Genomic DNA, 24,304 nt, shown 5'->3' on the forward strand with positions numbered 1-24,304 from the left:
GCCCGCCTGTTTTGAAGAGGGCGCGTGATGGCATAGCGGATTGTGAATGGCAAGCGCGGCACCCACGTTTTCTCCGTTTCCGCCGCAATAATGCCATCGGTATTGTCCCTATGGCCGTCGGGGGAAGCATCAAGTTTCGCAGACACGGAGGATGGCCGATGGCCTTGAATACACGTTTGGCAGCAACCTTTTGTGCGGCTATGACAATGTCTTGTTTGCATGTTTCCGGTGCGTCTGCGGCAGACGCCGTGCACTGCACGGTTGTTCTGGACGCAGCAAGCGGGAAGCCTTTGCACCGTGAGGGTGCCTGCGACCAAGCGTTTGCGCCGCAATCCAGCTTCAAGCTGCCGCTTGCCATCATGGGATATGATGCCGGCATTCTAACGGACGCCACAACGCCGCGCTGGGACTACAAGGCTGAATGGAAAAGGCCGAAGCGCGAGCAGAAATCTGTCGATCCCACCGTATGGGAGAAGGATTCCATCGTCTGGTATTCGCAGGAAATTACCCGCCGCTTGGGTAAACAGAAGTTTGCCGATTATGTGCGCCGCTTCGATTACGGCAATGCCGATGTGAAGGGTGTCAAAGGCCAAACGGACGGGCTGACGGAATCCTGGCTGATGTCGTCGCTGAAAATTTCAGGGGATGGGCAAGTGGGTTTTATGCACCGTTTCGTGACGGGACAATTGCCGGTGTCCAAGGCGGCTTACGACAGGACCATGGCCATCATTCCCAAATTCACTGCCGCCGATGGCTGGCAGGTGCATGGCAAGACCGGCTCTGGCCGGATGCGCGACAAGGCGGGCAAGTTTGATGGCAGCTATTGGTTGGGATGGTTCGTTGGCTGGGCGGAAAAGGGCGACCGGAAGGTCGTATTTGCCACGCTCAATGTCAAAGACTGGAAAAGCGATGAACCCATCAGCTTTGCCACCCGCGACGCGCTGATTGCCGACCTGCCCAAGCTGGTGAAATAAGCCTATCGCACGAAGCGGCGCGCGGCGAAGATCATGGCCAGACCGACAATGGCGGCAAGCGCGCCGCGCAGCATCCACGGTGTCTGGTTGATCATGAAACTGGAGGCGGGGTAGGGGAACAATCCGCTGCCCTGCCCAATCCAGACAAGGCCGATAAGGGTCAGAAGCGCGCCGAAAACGGTGAGGGAAACTCGAAGGACCTGCATCATACGCTCCCAAAAGGAAAAACCTGCCCGGAGCTTAACCCGGAGAGGGTTCAATAGCTATGCGGTTGCGCGTGATGGCTCAGGCCTCGGCGTAGTATTTTTCGACGAGGCTGGGTTTTGTCGCTTCCGCGTCGTCATCTTTCAAAAGCTCGCGGCCTTCCACCGTCTTGTCGCTGCTGACAATGGCGTCGAGCAAGCCGCGAATGATGCGGTCTTTCTGAACCTCGGCAGCACTGCTGCGCAAAGACGCTCTGGCGCTGACAGCGTCACTCACATTGGAATTACCGGCCTGTTTGACTACCCCTGCGGTTGATGGCTGCTCGACCGGAGCAGGCGCAATCGGTGCTGGCCGGGACGTCTCGTTTTGAACGGGCGTTTCAGACGCGGCAGGCTGTTCCTCAACCGGCGACGTCGCAACGTCGTCTGGCTGGTCGAGGTGCCGAAAAACTGGCTGCTGCCCTGCGTGGAACCGGATGATGGATTGCCGGAAGACGAGTCACCCGTCGAAGGCGATGTGTATGGCGTGGACGCGGGTGGGAGTATATTTTCGAACATGGCATGAACGCCGGACATTGATGATGGGCAACTCCTAGATGCCATCCCCCAAAGTTTGCGTTTCAGTGGTCGAATATAATTATGGTGGAGCCGAATTTTCCGGCTCCAACGCTTCATTTCGTCAGATGGATTTGGATGCGCCGCCATCGACGCGCAGCATGGTGCCGGTGATGTAGCTGGCCGGTTGCGAGCAGAGGAAAGCACCCGCGGCGGCGAATTCTTCGACCTTGCCAAGACGTCCGGCAGGAATGCTCTTGAGCGATGCTTCGCGCACGTCTTCCACGCTTTTACCCAGTCTCTTGGCGTTGGCGCCATCCAGCTCATCGATGCGATCCGTGTGGATGCGGCCCGGCAAAAGCATGTTGGACGTGATGCCGAAACCGGCCACTTCCGCCGCAAGCGTCTTGTTCCAGCCCACCAGCGCGCCACGCAGGGTGTTGGACAGTGCCAGGTTGGGAATGGGTTCGAAAACGCCGGAGGATGCGACCGTGAGAATGCGGCCCCAGCCTTGTTCCTTCATCTGCGGCAGGAAGGTGTTGGTCAGCGTGATGACGCGCAGCACCATGGACTGAAAGAACGTGTCGAGCTTGTCGATGGTGATGTCTTGAGCCGTGCCGGGCGTTGGACCACCGGTGTTGTTGACGAGAATATCGATGCCGCCGAGCTTTGTGTTTACGGCTTCAACCATGGACGGCACGAAGTTGTCTTCGGAAAGATCACCCCACACCCAATCCGCCTTGCCCTTGCCCAGCGCGTTGATGGCCTGCGCATTTGCCGCCAGCTTTTCACCGCTGCGCCCGACCAGAAGCACGTTGGCGCCTTCATTGGCAAGTGCCGTGGCAATGCCGAGGCCAAGCCCGCGAGAAGAAGCCAGAACGAGGGCGCGTTTGCCGGAAATGCCGAAATCCATGAAAGAACCTTTCTGATAGTCACATGATGCTGTTTCCTCAGTCTTAGCCGTTGAACAAATGAACGAAAAGCGATTTGCGCCACGGCGGCCACTTTTCGGGCAAGCTGCTGATGGAGATGGTTGTAATATACGCCAGCAAAACTCATAAGGAGTTGCCAGATGTAAGCGGAAAATTCGTGGGGTATGTTGTGTGGTATGAGCGTCAGGAACCAATAAAACGTCAGGATGATGATGCCCGCAGCGATAGTGATATTGATTATGCCCGGATCATTCATTCTGCGTCATTCCGGCGATTGCAAAGCAAAACCCAGATTCTCAATCTCGGCGACAGCGATTTTTATCGCACGAGATTGACCCATTCCCTTGAAGTCGCCCAAATCGCCGGAGGCTTGATAAAGCAGCTCAAGATGTTGCTGCCGGATCATCCGGCGACGGCTGATTTGCCAGATCATAGCCTGATTCAAACCATTGGTAGCGCCCATGACATTGGCCACCCGCCGTTTGGCCATGGCGGAGAGGTCGCGCTGAATTATTGTATGCGCGTTGACCAGACGCCGGAAAAAGCCGGTTTCGAGGGCAACGGCCAGACACTGCGGATTCTGAGCAAGCTGGAAGCCTTTTCCAAATCATCGGGCGCAAACCTGACGCGGCGGTCTTTGCTGGGTGTGCTGAAATATCCTGTTGCCTATTCAACTGCCGCAAATCCCGCGCTTGTTCCAAAGTTGCAGGACGGCCCATCCACCTTGCGCATCATCGATACGAATGCCTCCAAACCACCCAAATGTTATCTGGATTGCGAAGGGAGCGTGGTGTCGTGGGTGCTGGAGCCTCTTTCAACGGATGAGCGCGAAGCGTTTCAAGCCGTTGAAAAATCAGGCGATAAGCACGGTAGCACGCTGCACAAATCGCTTGATTGCAGCATCATGGATCTGGCGGATGATATTTCCTACGGCGTGCATGACCTTGAAGACGCCATTGCGATGCGTCTCCTGACACGGCAGAGTTTTGAGGACACGGTTACACGTGAGGTTTGCAGTGGTTTTCTGGAGTTTCTGACGAAACGTTACGCACGCAAGATGACCAATAATGCCTATGACCAGATGCTTGAAGCACTGTTCGGCGAGAGCGAAAAACGCAAGCTCTATATCAACATGCTCGTGCCCTATTTCATGACCGAACTTGCCTATGAAGACCATGAGCAATTCAGTCTGCCTTTGATCCGTTACCGTCTGACGATCAATGAGGACAGGAAGCAGCTTTTGAAGGCGCTGAAAAAGGTTGTCTTCAACCATGTCATCAAAAGCCCGCGCGTTCAGCAGCTGGAGTTCAAGGGGCAGGGCATGGTCGTTGCCGTGTTCGAGGCCTTGCAATCCGACCCGAAACGTTTGCTGCCAGAGGATGCCTTCAAGCGATATGACGCGGCACAGGGTGATCTTCGCGTGATCTGCGATTTTGTTGCCGGAATGACAGACGGGTATCTGCTCAAGACATATGAGCGGCTCTTTGCGCCCGGCGTCGGCTCTGTGTTCGACAAGCTTTAAACTTTTTAACCCGCAGCGTGTCTGCCCCTGCGTGTCGTCTGATGGTGATGCACGCTTGACCGCTGTGGGGCGTTTATACTAGCTTGTATTACGTGCACGTAAAAGTAAAGTATTACCAGGGCGCCAGAGAATGTAATAATGCCTGAACAGAATTTGCCGCACTTGAACCTCGACAACGGCTTTGTGCTTTGCGAAGAAAGAGTTGAGACAATAGCTTGAAAAAGCAGGTTGGGCGCGACATCAGCGCTTGCAGGCGGTTGAGAATACAAGACCGGACGGGACCGGCGAACGGACGAGGACAGGATGACTGAAGCGATGGAACTGCCGGAACGCGAATCAATGGAATTCGACGTTGTTATCGTTGGTGCTGGGCCTGCGGGTCTCTCGGCTGCGATACGGTTGAAGCAGATCAATCCTGATCTTTCCGTTGTGGTGCTGGAAAAAGGTGCCGAAGTCGGGGCGCATATTCTGTCCGGCGCGGTGGTCGATCCTATCGGGATCGATCGTTTGCTGCCGGGTTGGCGCGAAGAGGAGGGGCATCCCTTCAAGACCGAAGTGAAGGATGACCAGTTCCTGTTGCTCGGGCCTGCTGGTTCCATTCGCCTGCCGAACTTCGCCATGCCGCCGCTGATGAACAACCATGGCAATTACATCGTCTCGCTCGGGCTGGTCTGTCGGTGGCTGGCGGAAAAGGCGGAAGCGCTCGGTGTCGAGATCTATCCCGGCTTTGCTGCCAGCGAAGTGCTGTATAATGACGATGGCGCGGTGATTGGCGTTGCCACCGGCGATATGGGCGTGGAGCGCAACGGCGAACCCGGCCCTGCCTTTACTCGCGGCATGGCGCTGATGGGCAAATATGTGCTGATCGGCGAAGGCGTGCGCGGCTCTCTGGCCAAGCAGCTCATCCAGAAATTTGATCTGTCCAAGGACAGCGACGTTCAGAAATTCGGCATCGGCATCAAGGAACTCTGGCAGGTCAAGCCGGAGAAGCACAAACAGGGTCTTGTGCAGCACTCCTTTGGTTGGCCGCTGGGCCTGAAAACCGGTGGCGGTTCTTTCCTCTACCATCTGGAAGACAACCTCGTTGCCGTGGGTTTCGTGGTGCACCTGAACTACAAAAATCCGTATCTCTATCCGTTCGAGGAATTCCAGCGGTACAAGACGCACCCGGCTATTGCCCCGACCTTCGAGGGTGCCAAGCGCCTGTCTTACGGCGCGCGGGCGATTACCGAAGGCGGATATCAATCCGTGCCGAAACTGACCTTCCCTGGCGGCGCGCTGATTGGCTGTTCGGCAGGCTTCGTCAACGTGCCGCGCATCAAGGGCAGCCACAACGCCGTGCTATCAGGCCTGATGGCGGCAGACCGCATTGCCGAGGCCGTTGCAGCGGGCCGCGCCAATGATGAAGTGATCGAGATCGAAAACGAATGGCGCGATAGTGACATCGGCAAGGATCTGAAGCGCGTGCGCAACGTCAAGCCGCTGTGGTCGAAATTCGGCACGGCCATCGGCGTTGCTCTTGGCGGGTTGGACATGTGGACCAACCAGCTGTTCGGCTTCTCCATTTTCGGCACGCTGAAACATGGCAAGACGGATGCGGAATGCCTCGAACCCGCCTCTCAGCACAAGCCAATCGCCTATCCACGGCCTGATGGCGTGCTGACCTTCGACCGCCTCTCGTCGGTCTTCCTGTCCTCCACCAACCACGAGGAGGACCAACCTGTTCATCTTCAGGTGAAGGACATGGAAGTGCAGAAGCGCTCCGAACACGATGTTTATGGCGGCCCTTCGACACGCTACTGTCCGGCGGGCGTTTATGAATGGGTGGAGAAGGACGGTCAGCCAACCTACGTCATCAACGCGCAGAACTGCGTGCACTGTAAAACCTGCGATATCAAAGACCCCAACCAGAACATCAACTGGGTGCCGCCGCAGGGTGGTGAAGGGCCGGTTTACGCGAATATGTGATGGTGGACATCAGCATCAGGGACGCGCATCGCCATGAGTTCGATGCGCTGGCAGCGATAGAAATCGACGCCTTCCAGACTTTGAGCAATGCGGGTGGGGTGGATGGAATGCCATCTGCCATGGCGCACGAGAAGCTTGAGGAAGCGCTTGTCGCCGGAATGTTGCTCGTTGCTGTCGATGCGCAGGATGTTCCCGTCGGCTTCATTGCCGCATGGCCGTTTGATGGTGGTGCCTATCTCGCAGAAATCGATGTCGCCGTCGCATATCAGGGGAAGGGGATTGGTCGCAGGTTAATCCACAGTCTTATTGACCGTGTGACGGAACTTGGGCTTCCCAGCGTTGTTTTAACCACAGATCGTTTCATCGCTTTTAATGGTCCCTTCTACACCACCTGTGGTTTCAGGGTCTTGGAAGACGATGAAACGCCCGCAACGCTGAAGGCCGTTCTCGCTGATGAAATCAAAAATGGCATGCAGGCGGAGCGAAGAGTGGCAATGAGGCTCCTGCTGTAGCGCAGATGACATGACCCTATTTGCAGGATCGCTGCGGATACTTTACTAAAGGCTAAGCTGGAAGTGGTATGATGAGCGTACCGGGAAACGAGGCTGGGAGTGAGTGTATGTTTGCGGTTGTCGGCGTATCATCGAACAAGCGATGGACCACTACGATTGCGGGAGCGGCGCTGTCGCTTCTAGCGGTCGTGACCGTGGGTGAACGCCCGGCGCAGGCGGCGAGTTGCCGCGCCGATGCTTCGGCAGAAATCGACTGGAGCGCGTGCAACAAGCGCCTTCTGATGCTGGGTGGCAGTATGCTGGACGGTGCGGACTTACGCGGAACGGATTTCACCTTCACCGATCTTCGCGGCTCGTCTTTCAAAAAGGCCAATCTGGAAAAAGCAAAACTGATCCGCACATCGCTGGCGTCTTCGCAGTTGCAAGACGCCAACTTCATCAAGGTCGAGGCCTATCGCGGTGATTTCAGCGATGCGGATGCGGAGAACGCCAAATTCAACAGCGCAGAAATGCAGCGCGCCAGTTTCGAAAACGCGAAACTGGCAGGGGCCAACTTTACCAAGGCAGAGCTGGGCCGCACCGATTTTAGTGGCGCAACGCTGACAGGTGCAAAGTTTACCATGACCAACCTTTCCCGCTCCAATTTCGAAGGCGCGACATTTACCGGCGCGATTGACTTCGAAAATGCCTTTCTTCTGTTGACCCGCATCGAAGGGCTGGACCTGTCTGCCGCAACCGGTCTTGAGCAGAAACAAATCGATATGGCGTGCGGCGATGCCAAGACCAAGCTGCCACAAGGACTGACCACGCCAACCTCTTGGCCGTGCGCGGAAGATCCTGACGAGGATTGAGAAATATAGAACCCGGCGGGTGTGGCTTACCCCCCTCTGTCGGACATCTCCCCCACAAGGAGGGAGATCGAATCGTGGCAGCCTATTGGCCATCTTGAGCGTTACGTATGAAGCGGCGAGGGTGCGTCTTGCCAATCTCCCCACCTGTGGGGGAGATGTCCGGCAGGACAGAGGGGGGGGTAAGCGGCGGTCTCACCCGCTTACGATTTACCCCATCAAAACCCCGACAAAACAATCTTCCCTTTTGCCGTGCCACTCTCGATCAACCTGTGCGCCTTGATGAGATTGGCGGCGTTGATGGTGCCGAACACCTCTGTCAGTGTCGTTTTGATTTTGCCTGCATCCACCAGTTCGGACACATGGTTCAGCAGATTGTGTTGTTCGATGATATCCGCGGTTTCGAAAACCGGGCGGGCGAACATCATTTCCCAGTGGATGGAGATGGCCTTGCGTTTGAACGGCATGGCATCGAAACCGCCTTTGGGATCATCAATCAGCGCAAAACGGCCCTGTGGTGCGATGAGTGCCACGCTGTCGGCGGCGTGCTGGTCGCTCTGTGTGGTGGAGAAGACGAAGCCGGGTGCGCCGAGGCCGAGTGCTTCCACTTGGGGCGCAAGCGGCTGGCTGTGGTCGATCACATGATGCGCGCCGAGCGCTTTTACCCATTCTTTCGTTTCCGGGCGTGAGGCGGTGGCGATGACGGTGAGATCGGTCAGTTGCCGGGCAAGCTGGACGGCGATGGAGCCGACGCCGCCAGCACCGCCGATGATGAGAATGGCATTGGCAGAACCAGGCACGGGGTCTTTCACCTTCAGCCGATCAAACAGCGCTTCATAGGCGGTGATCGCCGTCAGGGGCAAAGCAGCGGCTTCCTCAAAGCTGAGGCTTTTGGGTTTGGCTCCGACGATGCGCTCATCCACCAGTTGGAATTCGCTGTTGGAGCCGGGGCGGTTGATCGCACCGGCGTAAAACACCTCATCGCCCGGCTTGAAGAGCGTGACACCTTCGCCGACCGCTTTGACGATGCCTGCAGCATCGAAACCCAAAACGCGGGTCGCGCCGTTTTCCGGTGGCTGGCCAAGGCGTATTTTCGCATCGACAGGATTGACCGAAACCGCCTTCACTTCCACCAGAAGATCGTGGCCTTTGGCTTGCGGCACGGGCAGATCGAAATCGATCAGCGCATCCGCCTCTGTTACGGGTTTCGAGTTTTTGTAGCCGATAGCGCGCATGGCGTTGTGTCCTTTGCTTGTTGCGTTGGCTCTTATTTGATAGATATGGACGCAAGCTGCAAGAATGCACATATTCTGTATATACGTACAAAAAGGATACTGTGATGTCCCGACCTCGTGCCAAATTGACCGGTAATTTTCCCGGTTGTCCGGTGGAATCCACGCTGAGTTTTCTGGATGGAAAATGGAAGGGCGTGATCCTCTACCATCTGACGAATGAAGGCACGTTGCGCTTCAACCAATTGCGCCGCCATATTCCAAGCGTCACCCAGCGCATGTTGACCAAGCAGTTGCGCGAGCTGGAAGAGGCGGGGCTGATTTCCCGCAAGGTCTTTGCCGTGGTGCCGCCGCGGGTGGATTACGCTTTAACGCCGCTGGGCCACAGTATGCAGCCGGTGATTTCCGCGTTGAAAGCGTGGGGTGACGCACATGTCGTGTGCAAAAATGGCGAAAAATATGTGGTGCCACCCACGGAAGTGATTGAGCCTTTGGTCGCTGCCGAATGAGCGAAACCGATATTCTGGCAAGGCAACGGGCTGCTTTTCTGCGTGATGGCCCTCCGACATTTGACACACGTATCGCGGATTTGAAGGCATTGCGGGCAGCGGTCATTGCGCGAAGGCGTGAGATCGAAGCGGCGGTGGATGCAGATTTCGGCGGGCGTTCCGCCACCGAAACGGCGCTGCTGGATATTGTCGGTGTCATTCAGGCCATCGATTATCTGAGCCGCAATCTCAAGCGCTTCATGAAACCGGAGCGCCGCCATGTGTCGATGACCTTCCAGCTTGGCCGGGCTTATGTGGACTACCAGCCGCTTGGCGTTATCGGCGTGATGTCGCCGTGGAACTATCCGTTTTTGCTGGCCATGGTGCCGCTGGCGACAGCGCTTGCCGCCGGTAATCGCGTTATGCTGAAGCCATCCGAACTGACGCCGCGCACCAGCCAGTTGATGAAAGACATGCTGGCCGGGATTTTCACGGAAGAAAAAGTGGCGGTTGTTCTGGGGGATGCAACGGTGGGTGCGACCTTCAGCGGCCTTGCCTTCGATCACCTGTTTTTCACTGGCAGCACCCATGTGGGCCGTGCCGTGATGAAGGCAGCGAGTGACAACCTGGTGCCGGTGACGCTGGAACTCGGCGGCAAAAGCCCGACGATCGTTCAGCAAGGCCATGCGACTGATAAAAATATTGCGTCCATCGTGTTCGGCAAACTCGCCAATGCAGGGCAAACCTGCGTGGCGCCGGATTATGTTTTTGTGCATGAAGATGATCTGGACGGTTTCGTTGACGGTTACGCAAAGGCCGTGGCGAAGTCCTATCCGGCAGGCCCGCAAAGCGCGGATTACGCGTCCATCATCAGCGAACGGCATTTTGCGCGGCTGAATGGTTTGCTGGACGATGCACGGACCAAGGGCGCGCGGGTGGTGGAGGTTGGCAATGTCAGTTCCGCGACAGGCAGAAACCGTGTCCTCCCGCCCATGCTGGTTCTCGGCGCCTGCGACGATATGACGATCATGCAGGAAGAAATCTTCGGGCCGATCCTTCCCGTTCGCACCTACCGCGCAATCTCCGACGCCATCGACGACATCAATGCAAGGCCACGCCCGCTGGCGCTGTATGTGTTTGGTGATGAGAAGAGCGACGCGTGCCGGGACATCCTCACCCGCACCACGTCAGGCAATGTCGGCATCAACAACACGGTGCTGCATGTGGCGCAGGATGATCTGCCATTTGGCGGGGTTGGGGCCAGCGGCATCGGGTCTTATCACGGCATTGAAGGCTTTCGGCGCATGAGCCATGCCAAGGGTGTTTTCGTGCAGGGCCGGTTCAGCCTGCCCAGCCTCTTGCGTGCGCCGTTTGGGCGGCTGACGCGGTGGGCTCTTGCTTTTCTTTTGCGATAAGCGGAAACATTCGGCGCGGCTGTTCTGCCGCGTTCTACTCTTATAAAAATTCCGCATTGCAACATGGAACTGCCCGGATTGCTTCATAGTGTCGCGGCAGTGATTCTTAGCCAGGGACGGACAAGCATGACAATCGGTTGGATCGAGGCGGCAATTCTCGGTTTTATTCAGGGGCTTACAGAGTTCCTCCCCATTTCTTCCAGCGCCCATTTGCGCATTGCGGGCGAGTTTATGTCCTCCGCCGATCCAGGTGCCGCCTTCACGGCCATCATCCAGATCGGCACGGAACTGGCCGTGCTGGTGTACTTCTGGTCTGACATCATGCGCATCGCGACCGCATGGCTGCGCCAGAACCTGCGGCTGGGTGCTTATGACCAGACAGACGCGCGCATGGGCTGGATGATTATCGTCGGCTCCATCCCGATCGTGCTGCTGGGGCTGCTGTTTAAGGATGCTATCGAACATTCGTTGCGCAACCTTTACATCACCGCAATCATGCTCATCGTTTTCGGCATTGTTCTCGGTTTTGCCGACAGGATCGGCCAAAAGAAATATCCGATCAAAAAGCTGATCTGGCGCGACGCGGTGTTGTTTGGCTTCGCGCAGGCCATGGCGCTTATTCCCGGCGTTTCCCGTTCCGGTGGTACCATCACGGCGGGCTTGCTGCTTGGTTACACCCGCGAAGCGGCGGCGCGCTACTCTTTCCTGCTGGCCATTCCTGCGGTGTTCGGCTCCGGTTTCTACCAGCTGTTCAAAAGCATCGGGCAGGAAAATCCGGTGGGTTGGGGGCCGACGGCACTGGCGACGGTGATCTCTTTCTTCGTCGGTTACGCCGTCATCGTGTTCTTCCTGAAACTCGTGTCCACCAAGAGCTATCTGCCCTTCGTGTATTACCGCGTGGTGCTGGGCGCGGTGCTTCTGGTGCTGCTTTCCACGGGCGTCATCAGCGCCGGTGGTTGAGCCGGGACAACGGATTTAAGCCGAAACAAAACCCCGCTTCGAGCGGGGTTTTGTGCTTTTGGTGTCCGCCCGCTATTTATTTCCTTCATGATCTTGCGAATGGAATGATTTTTCATCTTCGATGTGCAATAGAGCGCGTTATTGCGCGCATTTTTCGGTTTATTCGTTCAAATCCATCCAGGATCAGGCCAGTCGGGACCATTTGATGAGTATTGAAAACTCTTACGCTTTGGCGGTGGAGGATATCCATAAGAGCTTTGGTGCTCATGAGGTTCTGAAAGGCATTTCGCTGAAAGCCCATAAGGGCGATGTGATTTCCATCATCGGCTCATCCGGTTCCGGCAAAAGCACATTTCTGCGCTGCATCAATTTTCTGGAAATGCCGGATCGTGGCCGTGTCACGGTCAATGGCGAGGAAGTGTCTGTCAAGATTGGCCGGGATGGCAAGGCCGTGCCCAAAAGCTGGCGACAGGTGGAGCGCCTGCGGACCGGGCTTGGCATGGTGTTTCAAAACTTCAATCTCTGGGCGCACCGCACCGTTCTGGAAAACATCATCGAAGCGCCGGTGCATGTGATGGGCGTGAAGCGGCAGGACGCGATTGCCAAGGCCGAAGCGCTGCTGAACAAGGTTGGCCTTTACGACAAAAAAGACGCCTATCCGGCCTTTTTATCCGGCGGGCAGCAACAGCGCGCCGCCATTGCCCGTGCGCTTTGCGTAGAGCCCGCCGTGATGCTGTTCGATGAGCCGACCTCGGCCCTCGACCCCGAGCTGGTGGGCGAGGTGCTGAAGGTCATCCGCGATCTGGCTGAAGAAGGCCGCACCATGCTGCTGGTGACGCATGAAATGCGGTTCGCCCGTGATGTGTCCAACCACGTCATGTTTCTGCATCAGGGCCGCGTTGAGGAAGAGGGCACGCCGGAACAGGTGTTCGGCAATCCGGTCAGCGCCCGCACCCGCGAATTTACCGGCGCCCTCGCCAACTGATTTATCATCACATTTAACAGGAGAGATTTACGTGAAACTGTTCGCCACGCTGCTTGCCGGATCGGCCTTTGCATTGTCCGCCTTCACTGCCAGCGCCGATGTGCGCTTCGGCATCATGAACGAATCCTACCCGCCATTTTTCGCCAAGGATGCGTCCGGCAAATGGCAGGGTTGGGAAATCGACCTGATGGATGCGGTTTGCGCGGAAATCAAGGAAAAATGCTCGATCGTCGAGCTGTCCTGGGATGGACTTATTCCGGCATTGCAGAGCAAAAAGTTCGATGTGATCTGGTCTTCCATGTCCAACACCGAAGAGCGCCAGAAGGTCATCGACTTTACCGACAAATATTACAACACGCCAAGCAAGCTGATTGGCGCCAAGGGTGACAAGGCGGGTGCAACGGCCGAGGACGTCAAGGGCAAGACGATAGGCATTCAGGTGGCAACCATCCAGTCCGCTTATTATGCCAAGTATTTCAAGGACGTGGCTGACGAAAAGACCTACCAGACACTGGACGAGGCGTTTCAGGATCTGGCCGCTGGCCGTATTGATTACGTCTTCGGCGATTCCATCGTTCTCGACGCGTTCATCAAGAGCGATGCGGGCAAGGATTGCTGCGCCGATGCTGGCAACGTGGCTGACGACAAGGAAATTCTCGGCCTTGGCGTATCCGGCGGTCTTCGCAAGGATGACACCGAGCTGAAGCAGAAGCTGAACGCCGGACTTGCTGCCGTTCGTGCCAGCGGCAAATATGACGAAATCACCAAGAAATATTTCACCTTTGATATCTACGGCGCGAAGTAAATCAAACTGTGCTGCGTGAACAAGTCTTCCCGCAGCACAGTTTGGGTCTTTGTTTTTTCGCATGTCGTTATCGCAAAACCGCTTCACACTTTTGCGCGACATCCTCTAATCGGTTTCGTTAATGGCAAGCTTTGAAAACATGCTGCAACTTCTGTCGCCCTATCCTCCGGGATGGGGTGGCACGCTGTTGACCGGTGCTGTTTCCACGCTTGCCATTTCCGCCGGTGCCTATCTCATCGGCATCGTCATTGGCATGGCCGGTGCGCTGGGCAAACTGTCCGGCAACAGGCCGCTGGGTGTGGTGCTGAACCTTTATACGACAGGCATTCGTGCCGTGCCGGAGCTTATTCTCATCGTCGGGCTGTATTACGCGGGGACCGATGGGCTGAACCGCTTGCTTCAACTGGGTGGAATGCCGCCCCTGGAAATCAACGGTTTTGTGGCGGCCATCGCCGTGCTCGGCTTCGTGCAGGGTGCCTATATGACCGAGGTGCTGCGCGGTGCGATCCTTGCCATTCCCAATGGCCAGATCGAAGCGGCGCGGGCTTTTGGCATGTCGCCGTTTCTGCGGTTTCGTCGTGTGGTGCTGCCGGCACTTATTCCCAATGCCTTGCCGGGACTTGCCAATCTGTGGCTGGCCGTGACCAAGGACAGCGCGCTGGTGGCCGTTGTCGGTTATCAGGAATTGGCACTGGCGACGCGTCTTGCCGGGGCCAGCACCAAGCAATATTTCCTGTTTTTCATGGCGGCGGCATTGCTTTATCTGGCGATAACGCTCGTCTCCAATCTCGTCTTTTCGCTGATCGAACGCCGTGTGCGGCGTGGTCAACCGGCGCTGGTTTAGGGAGAGATCATGGAATTCTCCTGGATCGAAAAATACTGGCCGCTGCTTCTGTCTGGTGCATGGCAGACGATAGCGCTGCTGGTCATCTCTGTCAGCATCGGCTTCATTCTCGCCATTGGTCTTGCCTTTGCGCAGGTCAGCGGCGGCAGGGTGACGCGGATTTTGGCGCGGGGTTACTGCACCTTCTTTCGTGGCACGCCGTTGCTGATCCAGCTTTGGCTTTTGTATTATGGCGTCGGCTCACTGCTGCCGATGATCCCCGGTCTGCGCCAGAGCTTCATGTGGCCGGTGCTGCGCGAAGGGTTCTTTTTCGCCGCCGTCAGCTTCACTCTCAATTATGCGGCCTATGAAGCCGAAGTGCTGCGCGGCGCGTTGCTGGCTGTGCCGAAGGGCGAGCTGGAGGCGGGCAGGGCTTTCGGCATGAGCCGTTTCACCCTCATTCGCCGCATCTGGCTGCCCCGCGCCATCCGCATCGCATTGCCGACCATCGCGGGCGAAGTGGTGATGCAGCTCAAAGCCACACCGCTGGCATTCACCGTGACCGTGATGGATCTCTACGCCGTGGCCTACAAGGTGCGGCAGGACACGCTGCTGGTCTATGAACCGTTGTTCGTCGTCACCATTTTCTACCTCATCCTCACCGCCATCATCGTGCGCTGCTTCGGCTTTGTCGAAGCGCAGGTGCCGCAGCGACGGTAACAATCCAAGGAGTTTCACATGGGCGATATTCGTATTCTCGACGGCGGCATGAGCCGTGAACTGCTGCGTCTGGGCGCGGAACTGAAGCAGCCGGAATGGTCTGCACTGGCGCTTGTTGACGCACCTGACATCGTGCGCCAGGTCCATGCGGAGTTCATCGAGGCCGGTGCGGATGTCGTCACCACGAATTCTTACGCGCTTGTGCCGTTTCACATCGGCGAAGAGCGCTTCCAGACGGAAGGCGCATCGCTGATCGCGCTGTCTGGCAAACTCGCCCGCGAGGCTGTGGATGCTTCAGGCCGCAACGCGCTGGTGGCCGGTTCGCTGCCGCCAATCTTCGGCTCCTATGAGCCGCAAAACTTCGATCCGGCCCGCGTGCAGGATTACCTCAAGGTCCTGGTCGAAAACCTTGCCCCTCATGTCGATGTCTGGCTGGGCGAAACATTGAGCCTGATTGCCGAAGGTGATGCGGTACGCGAAGCCGTTGCCAATACCGGCAAACCCTTCTGGATTTCCTTCACGCTCAACGACGATGCCGCGCAGGTGAGCGGCGGCGAACCGCAGCTTCGCTCCGGCGAAACCGTGCGTGCCGCAGCGGAATGGGCGGCCGGTTCTGGCGCTGCCGCGCTGCTGTTCAATTGCAGCAAACCGGAAGTCATGAAGGCCGCCGTCGAAACGGCGTCCTCCGTCTTCAAGGACAAAGGTGTCTCGTTGGAAATCGGTGTTTATGCCAATGCATTCGAAGGCGAACAGGGCGATGCCGCCGCCAACGAAGGTCTGCACGGAACGCGCGCGGATTTGACGGACGATGCCTATTCGCGCTTCGCCTGCTCTTGGGCCGATGCCGGCGCCACAATGATCGGCGGCTGCTGCGGCATTGGCGCGGCGCATATTCACACGGTTGCGGGTGCGCTTCGGGCGCGGTGAGAGGTGGAATAGCTGGGTTGATGACGCTGCGCGAGACGGTTTTCGTTTATCACGCAGCGTCCAGAACCTGCATTTCAACGTGCAGGCCAGCTGCAACCACCATATTGACCAGAGTATCCAAACCGAACAGGGTGATTTTACCACGCAGAAGATCCGACACGCGAGGTTGTGTTACACCGAGCTTGCGTGCCGCTTCCATCTGCGTCCAGCCTTTTGCCTGTATGTGTCGCTCCAGCGCCATCATCAAGGTGGAGCGCAGCTTCATATTTTCCGCTACTGCGGTCGTGTCTTCGATTGCATCCCATACGCTCTCGAATGTTTCGCTGCTCATTGGCCTAACTCCTTCACCAGATCGCCATAGCGTTTCGCTGCCAAGTCGATATCGGTCTTGCTGGTCTTCTGTGTTTTCTTCTGAAAGCAGTGCAGCACGTAGATCGCATCACTGAATTTGGCCACGTAGATGACGCGGAAAGCGCCGCTCTCGTCTCTGATCCTGATTTCCTGGACACCTTTGCCGATTGTCGCCATCGGCTTCCAATCGGTAGGTGTTTGCTCGTGCTGCACTTTGTCCAGCTGATAGCCAGCTTCTCGCCGTACCGATTCCGGGAACGCACGTAAATCACCCAATGCGCTGCCGCGAAACTTGATCGTCTTCATATCAGGATTATACAAAAAATTATATACTATTCGCAAGCCTGTTCAACAACAGGCATGTCCGGCCGCACCGAATGCGACCGGATAACGACCTGTTTGCCGCTTACAGCAAAGTCCCGCTCAAAATGACCAGCGCGACCGAGAAGTAGATCACCAGACCGCTGACATCCACCAGTGTTGCCACGAAGGGGGCAGAGGCGCTGGCGGGGTCCAGCCGCAGGCGTTGCAGCAGGAAGGGCAGCATGGAGCCGCAGACCGAGCCGAAGGTGACGATGCCGACGAGGGCGGCGAAGACGGTGAAGCCAACCAGCAGCCAGTGTTCGCCGTAGTCGTAAAAGCCGGCATGTTGCCAGATGCTGAGGCGCAGGAAGCCGATGGCACCGAGAATGCAGCCGAGTGTGAGGCCGGTGGGCAGTTCACGCAGCAGCACCCGCCACCAGTCCGACAGCTTCAATTCGCCCAGCGCCAAAGCCCGGATGATGAGCGATGTTGCCTGTGAACCGGAGTTGCCACCCGACGACATGATGAGCGGAATGAACAGGGTCAGGACCACCGCTTTTTCCAGTTCACCCTCAAAATGCTGCATGGCGCTGGCAGTCAGCATTTCACCCAGGAAGAGGGCGGCAAGCCAGCCGGCGCGTTTGCGGATCATGTCCACAAAACCCATGGCCATATAGGGTTTGCCGAGCGCCTCCATACCACCGAACTTGTGGGCGTCTTCCGTGGTATCGGCAATCATGGTGTCGATCACGTCATCCACGGTGACGATGCCCAGAACATGGGCGTGCTCATCCACCACAGGCAGGGCCAGAAGGTCATGCTTGCGGATGAGGCGGGCGACGTCTTCCTGCGACATCAAGGGGTCGGCATAGGTGATGCCTTCCTTGGATGCGACGGAGGAAATGGGGGCGGAGGGTTCGCCGGTCAGCAGGCGGCGCAGCGTGACCACCTTGGCCAGCGTGCCGTCTTCAGCCAGAACATAGATGGCGTAGACCGTTTCGCGCGACCGCTCGACCACGCGGATGTGCGAAAGGGTCTGTTCCACCGTCCAGCTGTCCGGCACGCTGACGAACTCCGTCGTCATGATGGAGCCAGCCGTGCGGGGCGGATAGGTCATCAGGTGCTGGATGGCGATGGCCGTTACGCGGTCCAGCCGGGAAAATAGCCGGGTGCGGTGGGCCTCGTCCATCTCTGCCATCACGTCCGCAACGCGGTCGTCGGACATCAGATTGACGAAGCGGGCGGCCTGATCCAGCGGAATCTGGGCGATGATCTCGGCTGCGTGGTGCAGCTCTGGCCGGTCCAGAACGGCGACCGCCTTTGCCTGCGGCATTTTCAGCAGGGCCTCGACGGCTTCGGTTACGTCGAGAGCGTTCAGCTGATCGACGCGTTCTGCAATTGTGTTTGGTCCTGCGTTACCGCTGCGAAAAAGACGTGCGGCTTTGCTGGCTCTTTGGGAGAGTGTGTAAAAGTTCATGATTGCTCACCTTCTCATCGATCCGCCGATCTCGGCGGAACGTGGTGAGCCGACAGGGTCAGATCAGTGCACGTCTCGCCGGTCTCGGCAAAGGCAATCGACTACTACTGTCGCTAGACATCTAATGATGCTCCGTGGATATCCGCGTACAATTCACGAAAAGAATTGCGCGTAATTCATGTGGTGCGCCTGAAACTGAAAATAGTCAAGCGGGGCAAATATGAAATTTTTGCAAGGTCTGTTTGCTTGGTTAATCGGGCGATTTAGAACAATCTAAAGCGCCTTTATATCAAGCCGTTAAGGCTGCTTTCTCACGCCGCTCCAGCACCACGGCAACGCCGAAGACCAGCAGTCCGCCGAAGGACAGAACCGCGCCGATATAACCGGTGGCGGCATAACCGTAACCCATGGCGATGACCACGCCGCCAAGCCACGCGCCGAGTGCGTTGGCGATGTTGAAGGCGGAGTGGTTGGAGGCGGCGGCCAGCGTCTGCGCGTCGGCAGCCACGTCCATCAACCGCGTCTGCACCGCAGGGCAGGCGGCAAAACCGCAGCCGATGAGGAAGACGCAGAGGCACAGCATATAGGGATTATGTGCGGTGAGGCTGAACAGTGCCATGAGCAGCACGTTGAGCGCCAGCATACCGCCAATGGTGCCTTTGAGCGACACATCGGCCAGCCGAGAGCCGACAATGTTGCCGACATTCATGCCGATGCCGAATAGGGCCAGCACCATCGACACGGTGGACACCGGCATCATGGCGACATCGGTGGTGGTTTTGGCGATATAGCTGAAGACGGCGAACATGCCGCCAAAACCGACGGACGCGACGGCCAGCGTCAGCCAAACCTGCACGCGGCGGAATGCGCCGAGTTCGCGCCAGATGCTGGCACCTTCCTGCACCTTGTCGCGCGGCTGGAACAGCCACAGCAGGGCAACCGTCAACAGCGCAATGCCACCCACCATCATGAAGGCGGCACGCCATGAGAACATCTGGCCGAAAAAGGTGGCAAGCGGCGTGCCGAGCAGGGTGGCGATGGTCAACCCCAGCATGACGCGCCCCACCGCTCGGGCGCGTTTATGGACGGGCGCCATGGAGGCGGCAACCAGCGCCGCCACGCCGAAATAGGCACCGTGCGGCAGGCCGGTGATGAAGCGCAGGGCCGTGAAGGTGGCGAAATCCGGCGCGATGGCGCTGAGGATATTGCCCGCAGCAAAGACACCCATCAACGCAAGCAGAAGCACGCGCCGGGTCATGCGGGCAGCCAGCACGGCAATGATCGGCGCGCCGATGACGACGCCGAGTGCATAAGCCGCAATGACATAACCCGCCTGCGGAACCGTGACGCCGTAGGTCGTCGCGACCTCTGGCAACAGGCCCATAATGGCGAACTCCCCCGTGCCGATGCCAAAACCACCGGCGGCAAGCGCCAGTTCGATCAGCGCGACAGACAGGGGTGTGAGCGTGGTTACGGGCAATGGCGCAACGGCAACGGCGTCCGCATCGGAGCGGTTTTCGGACAGGTGTATTTGGGTCATGATTTCTGCGAGGCGTGCGAAGAAAAAAAAGGCAAGATCGAAGGTCTTCGATCTTGCCCTGACTGGAAGTGTTTGGCCACCTATAAATGACCTTTTCATCTAAATATCATAGAAGTGTGCAGTGCGGTAGTATCTGATTCTATAAAATATTATTTTCACGCAATAGTGTACGGAACCGAAACGTCAACGTGGCATTAAGAGTTCGTTTGAACATGTCGGACGGTCGATCCGATGGTGATTTTGCCCTTGGTTTTGTCGAAAATCCTGCCGATATCATCAGGTATCGTCTGGTATTTTCTCTTGATCAGGACCAAAAATCACGCGCCGGCTCTTCGTCGACAAGGTTTCAAACGGACTCCGAGACTGCGCTTTGCGCTTAACAGGGGCTAGATAATCATATGAAGCTGGTGGCGATCTTCAACCGCGATGGCGGTACTTTCAGAACCACCGATATGGATGCCTATTGCGACCATGCCAAAACGGTCTTCCAGAATGCTGGACATGAGATCGAATGCCGCCTCGTTGCTGGCAAGGATATTGTCGCGGAAATGGAGCGTGTTGCGGATGACGAAGGGCTGGACGGCCTGATTGCGGGCGGCGGCGATGGCACGATTTCAGCCGCAGCAGGCATTGCATGGAAGCATGGTATTGCGTTGGGCGTGGTGCCTGCCGGCACGATGAACCTGTTTGCCCGATCGTTGAAACTGCCTTTGGACATCTGGCAGGCGGTGGATACGCTGGCCGAAGGGCACGTCCAAAACGTCGATATTGCCAGCGCCAACGGACGGCCCTTCGTGCACCAGTTTTCAGCCGGTCTGCACGCGCGCATGGTGCGTTACCGTGACAAGATGGAATATGCGTCACGGCTCGGAAAAATCCGGGCGAATATTCGTGCCGCCATTGGTGTGGTGCTCAACCCGCCGGTCTTTGAAGTGGAGTTCACGGTGGCTGGCGAAACGCAGCATCGCCGCGTTTGCGCCATCTCTGCATCCAACAACGAATTCGGCCCCAGCCCGCTGTTGGTGGCGGATGATATCACGCGCGGTCGTCTCGGCTTTTATCTGGCGCAAGCGCTGACGCCGTCCGCCGTGGCGGGACTTGCCATCGATATTCTGCGTGGAAAGCTGAAAGAAAGCGAAAGCGTGATCGCCATGGCGGTGGAAGATGTGGAACTGCATTTCCCCAAGCGCCGCCATGATGTGAAGTGTGTGATGGACGGTGAATTGTTGCCGATGAAGCGCGATGTGACGCTGAAAATTCATGCTGGCGAATTGAAAGTCATCGTTGCAAAAGATTTCTCAAATATATGATATTGTTGAGGCCGCGCAGCCCTAAACCTGCGGCGCGGCCTTGCAAAACAGATCGCCGCCCGCCATGCTCCCATTCTGCAAGTCGAAGGGGAGTGCCTGACGCGATGAACGAGTTTTCCAACACGATATCCAATCTCGCCGCCATCGATGCCGCCCATCACCTGCACCCCTTTTCCGATATGGGCAAGCTGAACGCCTCCGGCACCCGCATCATAGAGCGGGCGGAAGGCGTGTTTATTTACGACAGCACGGGCAAAAAATATCTGGATGCTTTCGCCGGACTTTGGTGCGTCAACATCGGTTATTCAAGGCCCGAAATGACCGAGGCCGTTGCCCGGCAGATGAACGAGCTGCCCTATTACAACGCCTTCTTCGGCACCACGACGCCACCCGCAACGCTTTTGGCGCAGAAGATCACCGCCCATGCGGGGCCGACTATGAACCATGTGTTCTTCACCAATTCCGGTTCAGAGGCGACCGATACGTGGTTTCGCATGGTTCGCGTTTACTGGAAGGCGCTGGGGCATCCCACCAAAACGCAGGTCATCGCACGACGCAATGGCTATCACGGCTCCACCGTGGCGGGCGCATCGCTGGGTGGCATGACGTGGATGCATGAGCAGGGTAATCTGCCCATTGACGGCGTTTCGCATATCGGCCAGCCATACTGGTACGCGGAAGGTGGCGATCTTTCCCCCGCCGAATTCGGTCTGAAGGCGGCGCGGGAGCTGGATGCCAAAATCGATGAGCTGGGCGAGGACAATGTTGCCGCGTTTGTCGCCGAACCCATTCAGGGCGCTGGCGGGGTGATCGTGCCGCCGGAGACCTATTGGCCGGAAATTGCCCGCATCTGCAAGGCCCGCAACATTTTGCTGGTTTCCGACGAGGTGATTTGCGGTTTCGGGCGGCTGGGGTCTTGGTTCGGTTATCAGCATTTCGGGTATGAGCCGGATTTGGCACCCGTGGCCAAGGGGCTGTCGTCTGGTTATCTGCCGATTGGTGGCGTGTTGGTGTCTGACCGCGTGGCCGAGGTGATGCTGACGAAGGTGGGTGATTTCAACCACGGCTTTACCTATTCCGGCCACCCCGTTTGTGCGGCTGCGGCGCTGGAAAACCTGCGGATTATTGAAGATGAAGGGCTGGTCGAGCGCGTGCGCGATGATATCGGCCCTTATTTTACGGAGGGCTGGCAAAGCCTGCTGGACCATGAAACCGTGGGCGAAGCGGTAAATGTCGGTCTTATGGGCGGGTTGCAATTGACCGCTGACAAAGCAACGCGTTTGCGGTTTGAAAAGCCGGACGATATAGGGACGCTGGTGCGCAACCATTGCCTTGAAAACGGACTGGTCATGCGGGCCACAGGCGACCGCATGTTGGCATCCCCCGCGCTGACCATCAGCCGCTCGGAAGTCGATCAGATCATCGAGACACTGCGCAAGGGGCTGGATCATTTGCGCGAAAACGTAAGGGCATAACGTGGCAGAGCATGAGCATCACTACAAGGTTCAGGTCACATGGACCGGCAACAACGGCACCGGCACATCCGGTTACCGCGAATACGACCGTTCACATGTGATTTCCGCTGACGGCAAACCAGACATTGCAGGGTCTTCCGATCCCGCCTTTCGCGGTGATGCCGCCCGCTGGAACCCGGAAGAGTTGCTGCTGGCCTCCGTCTCCGCCTGTCACAAGCTGTGGTATCTGCACTTCTGCGCGGTCTCCGGTGTTGTCGTTACCGATTATGTGGACGTGCCGGAAGGGAAGATGACGCTTGTGCGGGATGGCGCCGGGCATTTTACCGAGGTCGTCTTGAAGCCGGTCGTGACCATTTCCAAGGGCGACCCGCAGACGGCACTTGAACTGCACGAAGACGCCCACGACAAATGTTTCATCGCCAACTCGGTGAATTTCCCGATTCGCATCGAGGCTTCCGTGAACGTGGCCTGACCTTCACTTCTGGCCGATGACGGACCAGGCGTAATAAAAGGCGTGCTTTTTGGTATTGTCGCCACCGGAATAAGGCACTTCCATGTGCCGGATATCCGTGGGCGGTGGCAGCGATGCACGCGCCGCCAGTGCGGCAAGGTTCTGGCCCGGATTTTCCGGCAATTTGCCATCATCATCCGTTCCGGCAATCAGTACGGTGGCGCCTTGCGGCCATTCCGCAGGCAAAGTCTCAATCGCTGGGTTGCCGGTAAATACCGTCGCATCTGGATACTGTATCTTGAAATTGCCGCCTAGCAGTTGTCCGGATGTGACGACATAGCGAGGTTCGGCAAAACCCTCCCCCCTGATGGAGTTCGCGAACGTCTCGTAGGGAATGTTGATAAGCGAATATCGCCCGAAATAAGGTGCGGCAAGCCCGCGTGAAAGCAGGATGACCAGCACGCCGATTGTCAGTGTGGATGCAATGGCCAACATGGCAGGCAGCTTCGGTTTGGTCTCAATGTTCGCCGCACGGATTTTCAGGCTGAGATATAGTGGCAGTAGAATGAGATAAACTGCGAGCCATTTTTGCCTGATATTGGTGGCGCCGAGAGCAAAGACGATGACCAGCACCATGACGAGACAAATCAGTAGCATCCGCCCGGTAATACGCGTCCACGGATCGCTGGCAGCAAGAATTCGTTTTATGTCCTTGTAAAATAGTGCAGCGAAGATGGCAGCGGTTGTTGCAGAGCCTTTCGCCGCCGCCAGAAGCAAATCCAGTGCACCGCTGAAACCATGAAATGACAGGTTTTGATGCCCCTCTGTCATTTCGCCAATTGTCTGACCCGTGGCAATGCCGGCATTATGCAGCATCCAAAGGCCGTGCGGCAGCACGATGACGACCGAGACCGCCACCGCCAGCACCATGCGCCAATCCAGCACCCGTGCACGCAAATCCTTTTCAGGCAGGACGGCGATGATGGCCGCCAGCGGGACGAGGACGAAATTGTATTTCGACAGTGCGCCAAGTCCTACGGCGACGCCTGCGAGAATATATCCGGCAAGGCTTGGCTGCTTTAATGTTGAGAAGAACGCGTAGAGAAACAGTGAAACGGTAAAAAGCGCCATGATCGTGTGCGAAAGATCACGCTGTGCCATCAGGAAAATTGGCGGCAGCGTCAGCACGCCGAGTGTTGCCAGGCCAGATGAAGGGCGATCTTCCATCAGAACCCGCGCCGTCAGCCAGAAGAAGAGACAACAGAGAAACAGCAGCCCGTTTTTTAGCAGGCTCAATGTGGCAATCGACATGCCGAACAGTTCGGAAAGCCCGTATTGCAGCCAATGGTAAAGTGGGGGTTGCGAGCCGTAACCCCAAAACAGAAATTGGGAGAGGGCCGCCTGTGTTTCATCCACCTCCAGCGCGGGGGAGCGAATGATGCGCACGACAATGGCAGCCAAGAAATATCCCGCAATCAGAAACATGATTAGATCAGGATTGCGGGAAAGAGACTTGCGCATGGGACGG

Annotated in this window: 26 protein-coding genes; 17 read left to right on the forward strand and 9 right to left on the reverse strand. The window is 57.3% G+C overall.

Annotated elements, in window-relative coordinates:
- The first annotated feature begins 200 nt into the window (after positions 1 to 200).
- The gene (blaOXA, locus tag RMR16_RS03235) at positions 201 to 974 is read left to right on the forward strand and encodes a class D beta-lactamase (RefSeq protein ID WP_413785979.1); all 774 of its coding nucleotides are present in this window, start codon (positions 201 to 203) and stop codon (positions 972 to 974) included.
- Between the two features lie 2 nt (positions 975 to 976).
- Here the strand turns inward: blaOXA and RMR16_RS03240 are convergent, their stop codons facing one another.
- Both RMR16_RS03240 and RMR16_RS03245 read right to left on the reverse strand, forming a co-directional pair.
- A complete protein-coding gene (locus tag RMR16_RS03240; protein WP_320199294.1) occupies positions 977 to 1,180 on the reverse strand; it encodes a hypothetical protein in 204 nt (67 codons plus the stop codon).
- 79 nt (positions 1,181 to 1,259) lie between these two features.
- Entirely contained in the window at positions 1,260 to 1,454 is a 195-nt protein-coding gene (locus tag RMR16_RS03245; RefSeq protein ID WP_320199295.1) for a hypothetical protein, read from the reverse strand.
- 90 nt (positions 1,455 to 1,544) lie between these two features.
- On the opposite strand from RMR16_RS03245, the gene RMR16_RS03250 reads away from it, so the two are divergent.
- Entirely contained in the window at positions 1,545 to 1,742 is a 198-nt protein-coding gene (locus RMR16_RS03250; protein ID WP_320199296.1) for a hypothetical protein, read from the forward strand.
- 114 nt (positions 1,743 to 1,856) lie between these two features.
- Here RMR16_RS03250 and RMR16_RS03255 read toward each other — a convergent pair whose 3' ends face one another.
- Positions 1,857 to 2,645 carry an SDR family oxidoreductase gene (locus RMR16_RS03255; RefSeq protein WP_320199297.1) on the reverse strand — a complete coding sequence of 263 codons (789 nt, stop codon included), beginning with the start codon at positions 2,643 to 2,645 and terminating at the stop codon, positions 1,857 to 1,859.
- 116 nt (positions 2,646 to 2,761) lie between these two features.
- On the opposite strand from RMR16_RS03255, the gene RMR16_RS03260 reads away from it, so the two are divergent.
- From RMR16_RS03260 to RMR16_RS03275, 4 genes are all read left to right on the forward strand, one after another.
- Positions 2,762 to 4,186: an anti-phage deoxyguanosine triphosphatase gene (locus RMR16_RS03260; protein ID WP_320199506.1), complete on the forward strand. Its 1,425-nt coding sequence runs from the start codon at positions 2,762 to 2,764 to the stop codon at positions 4,184 to 4,186.
- 303 nt (positions 4,187 to 4,489) lie between these two features.
- Entirely contained in the window at positions 4,490 to 6,154 is a 1,665-nt protein-coding gene (locus RMR16_RS03265; RefSeq protein WP_320199298.1) for an electron transfer flavoprotein-ubiquinone oxidoreductase, read from the forward strand.
- Positions 6,154 to 6,666: a GNAT family N-acetyltransferase gene (locus RMR16_RS03270; RefSeq protein WP_320199299.1), complete on the forward strand. Its 513-nt coding sequence runs from the start codon at positions 6,154 to 6,156 to the stop codon at positions 6,664 to 6,666. Before RMR16_RS03265 ends, RMR16_RS03270 begins: the two co-directional genes overlap by 1 nt.
- A 107-nt stretch (positions 6,667 to 6,773) precedes the next feature.
- A complete protein-coding gene (locus RMR16_RS03275) occupies positions 6,774 to 7,517 on the forward strand; it encodes a pentapeptide repeat-containing protein (protein WP_320199300.1) in 744 nt (247 codons plus the stop codon).
- Positions 7,518 to 7,732: 215 nt separating this feature from the next.
- Here the strand turns inward: RMR16_RS03275 and RMR16_RS03280 are convergent, their stop codons facing one another.
- Complete coding sequence (locus RMR16_RS03280) at positions 7,733 to 8,749, reverse strand: zinc-binding alcohol dehydrogenase family protein (protein WP_320199301.1); 1,017 nt, start codon at positions 8,747 to 8,749, stop codon at positions 7,733 to 7,735.
- 104 nt (positions 8,750 to 8,853) lie between these two features.
- Here RMR16_RS03280 and RMR16_RS03285 point away from each other — a divergent pair, with 104 nt between their 5' ends.
- From RMR16_RS03285 to RMR16_RS03320, 8 genes are all read left to right on the forward strand, one after another.
- Positions 8,854 to 9,255, forward strand: a complete 402-nt coding sequence (locus RMR16_RS03285) for a winged helix-turn-helix transcriptional regulator (protein WP_320199302.1) — start codon at positions 8,854 to 8,856, stop codon at positions 9,253 to 9,255.
- A complete protein-coding gene (locus tag RMR16_RS03290; protein ID WP_320199303.1) occupies positions 9,252 to 10,649 on the forward strand; it encodes a coniferyl aldehyde dehydrogenase in 1,398 nt (465 codons plus the stop codon). Before RMR16_RS03285 ends, RMR16_RS03290 begins: the two co-directional genes overlap by 4 nt.
- Before the next feature lie 126 nt (positions 10,650 to 10,775).
- A complete protein-coding gene (locus tag RMR16_RS03295; protein WP_320199304.1) occupies positions 10,776 to 11,609 on the forward strand; it encodes an undecaprenyl-diphosphate phosphatase in 834 nt (277 codons plus the stop codon).
- Between the two features lie 205 nt (positions 11,610 to 11,814).
- A complete protein-coding gene (locus RMR16_RS03300; protein WP_320199305.1) occupies positions 11,815 to 12,594 on the forward strand; it encodes an ABC transporter ATP-binding protein in 780 nt (259 codons plus the stop codon).
- Between the two features lie 31 nt (positions 12,595 to 12,625).
- Positions 12,626 to 13,399 carry a transporter substrate-binding domain-containing protein gene (locus tag RMR16_RS03305; protein ID WP_320199306.1) on the forward strand — a complete coding sequence of 258 codons (774 nt, stop codon included), beginning with the start codon at positions 12,626 to 12,628 and terminating at the stop codon, positions 13,397 to 13,399.
- A gap of 121 nt (positions 13,400 to 13,520) precedes the next feature.
- A complete protein-coding gene (locus RMR16_RS03310) occupies positions 13,521 to 14,243 on the forward strand; it encodes an ABC transporter permease (RefSeq protein ID WP_320199307.1) in 723 nt (240 codons plus the stop codon).
- 9 nt (positions 14,244 to 14,252) lie between these two features.
- On the forward strand, positions 14,253 to 14,942 hold the full coding sequence (locus RMR16_RS03315; protein ID WP_320199308.1) for an ABC transporter permease: 690 nt from the start codon (positions 14,253 to 14,255) through the stop codon (positions 14,940 to 14,942).
- A gap of 18 nt (positions 14,943 to 14,960) precedes the next feature.
- Positions 14,961 to 15,869, forward strand: a complete 909-nt coding sequence (locus RMR16_RS03320) for a homocysteine S-methyltransferase family protein (protein ID WP_320199309.1) — start codon at positions 14,961 to 14,963, stop codon at positions 15,867 to 15,869.
- Positions 15,870 to 15,918: 49 nt separating this feature from the next.
- On the opposite strand, the gene RMR16_RS03325 is transcribed toward RMR16_RS03320, so the two are convergent.
- The 4 genes from RMR16_RS03325 to RMR16_RS03340 form a co-directional block, all read right to left on the reverse strand.
- Positions 15,919 to 16,200, reverse strand: a complete 282-nt coding sequence (locus RMR16_RS03325; protein ID WP_320199310.1) for a helix-turn-helix domain-containing protein — start codon at positions 16,198 to 16,200, stop codon at positions 15,919 to 15,921.
- Positions 16,197 to 16,526 (reverse strand): type II toxin-antitoxin system RelE/ParE family toxin, encoded by a 330-nt coding sequence (locus RMR16_RS03330; RefSeq protein WP_320199311.1) that lies wholly within the window; start codon positions 16,524 to 16,526, stop codon positions 16,197 to 16,199. Before RMR16_RS03330 ends, RMR16_RS03325 begins: the two co-directional genes overlap by 4 nt.
- Positions 16,527 to 16,626: 100 nt before the next feature.
- Complete coding sequence (gene mgtE, locus RMR16_RS03335; protein ID WP_320199312.1) at positions 16,627 to 18,000, reverse strand: magnesium transporter; 1,374 nt, start codon at positions 17,998 to 18,000, stop codon at positions 16,627 to 16,629.
- 289 nt (positions 18,001 to 18,289) lie between these two features.
- Positions 18,290 to 19,540, reverse strand: a complete 1,251-nt coding sequence (locus tag RMR16_RS03340) for an MFS transporter (protein ID WP_320199313.1) — start codon at positions 19,538 to 19,540, stop codon at positions 18,290 to 18,292.
- A gap of 398 nt (positions 19,541 to 19,938) precedes the next feature.
- Between RMR16_RS03340 and RMR16_RS03345 the strand changes: the two genes are divergently transcribed.
- From RMR16_RS03345 to RMR16_RS03355, 3 genes are all read left to right on the forward strand, one after another.
- Positions 19,939 to 20,850: a diacylglycerol/lipid kinase family protein gene (locus RMR16_RS03345; RefSeq protein WP_320199314.1), complete on the forward strand. Its 912-nt coding sequence runs from the start codon at positions 19,939 to 19,941 to the stop codon at positions 20,848 to 20,850.
- 104 nt (positions 20,851 to 20,954) lie between these two features.
- On the forward strand, positions 20,955 to 22,325 hold the full coding sequence (locus RMR16_RS03350; RefSeq protein WP_320199315.1) for an aspartate aminotransferase family protein: 1,371 nt from the start codon (positions 20,955 to 20,957) through the stop codon (positions 22,323 to 22,325).
- A 1-nt stretch (position 22,326) separates the two neighbouring features.
- The gene (locus RMR16_RS03355; protein WP_320199316.1) at positions 22,327 to 22,797 is read left to right on the forward strand and encodes an OsmC family protein; all 471 of its coding nucleotides are present in this window, start codon (positions 22,327 to 22,329) and stop codon (positions 22,795 to 22,797) included.
- Between the two features lie 3 nt (positions 22,798 to 22,800).
- Here the strand turns inward: RMR16_RS03355 and RMR16_RS03360 are convergent, their stop codons facing one another.
- The gene (locus RMR16_RS03360) at positions 22,801 to 24,297 is read right to left on the reverse strand and encodes an ArnT family glycosyltransferase (protein ID WP_320199317.1); all 1,497 of its coding nucleotides are present in this window, start codon (positions 24,295 to 24,297) and stop codon (positions 22,801 to 22,803) included.
- Positions 24,298 to 24,304: the final 7 nt, after the last annotated feature.

Source organism: Agrobacterium sp. rho-13.3 (assembly GCF_033957765.2).
Taxonomy (GTDB): domain Bacteria; phylum Pseudomonadota; class Alphaproteobacteria; order Rhizobiales; family Rhizobiaceae; genus Agrobacterium.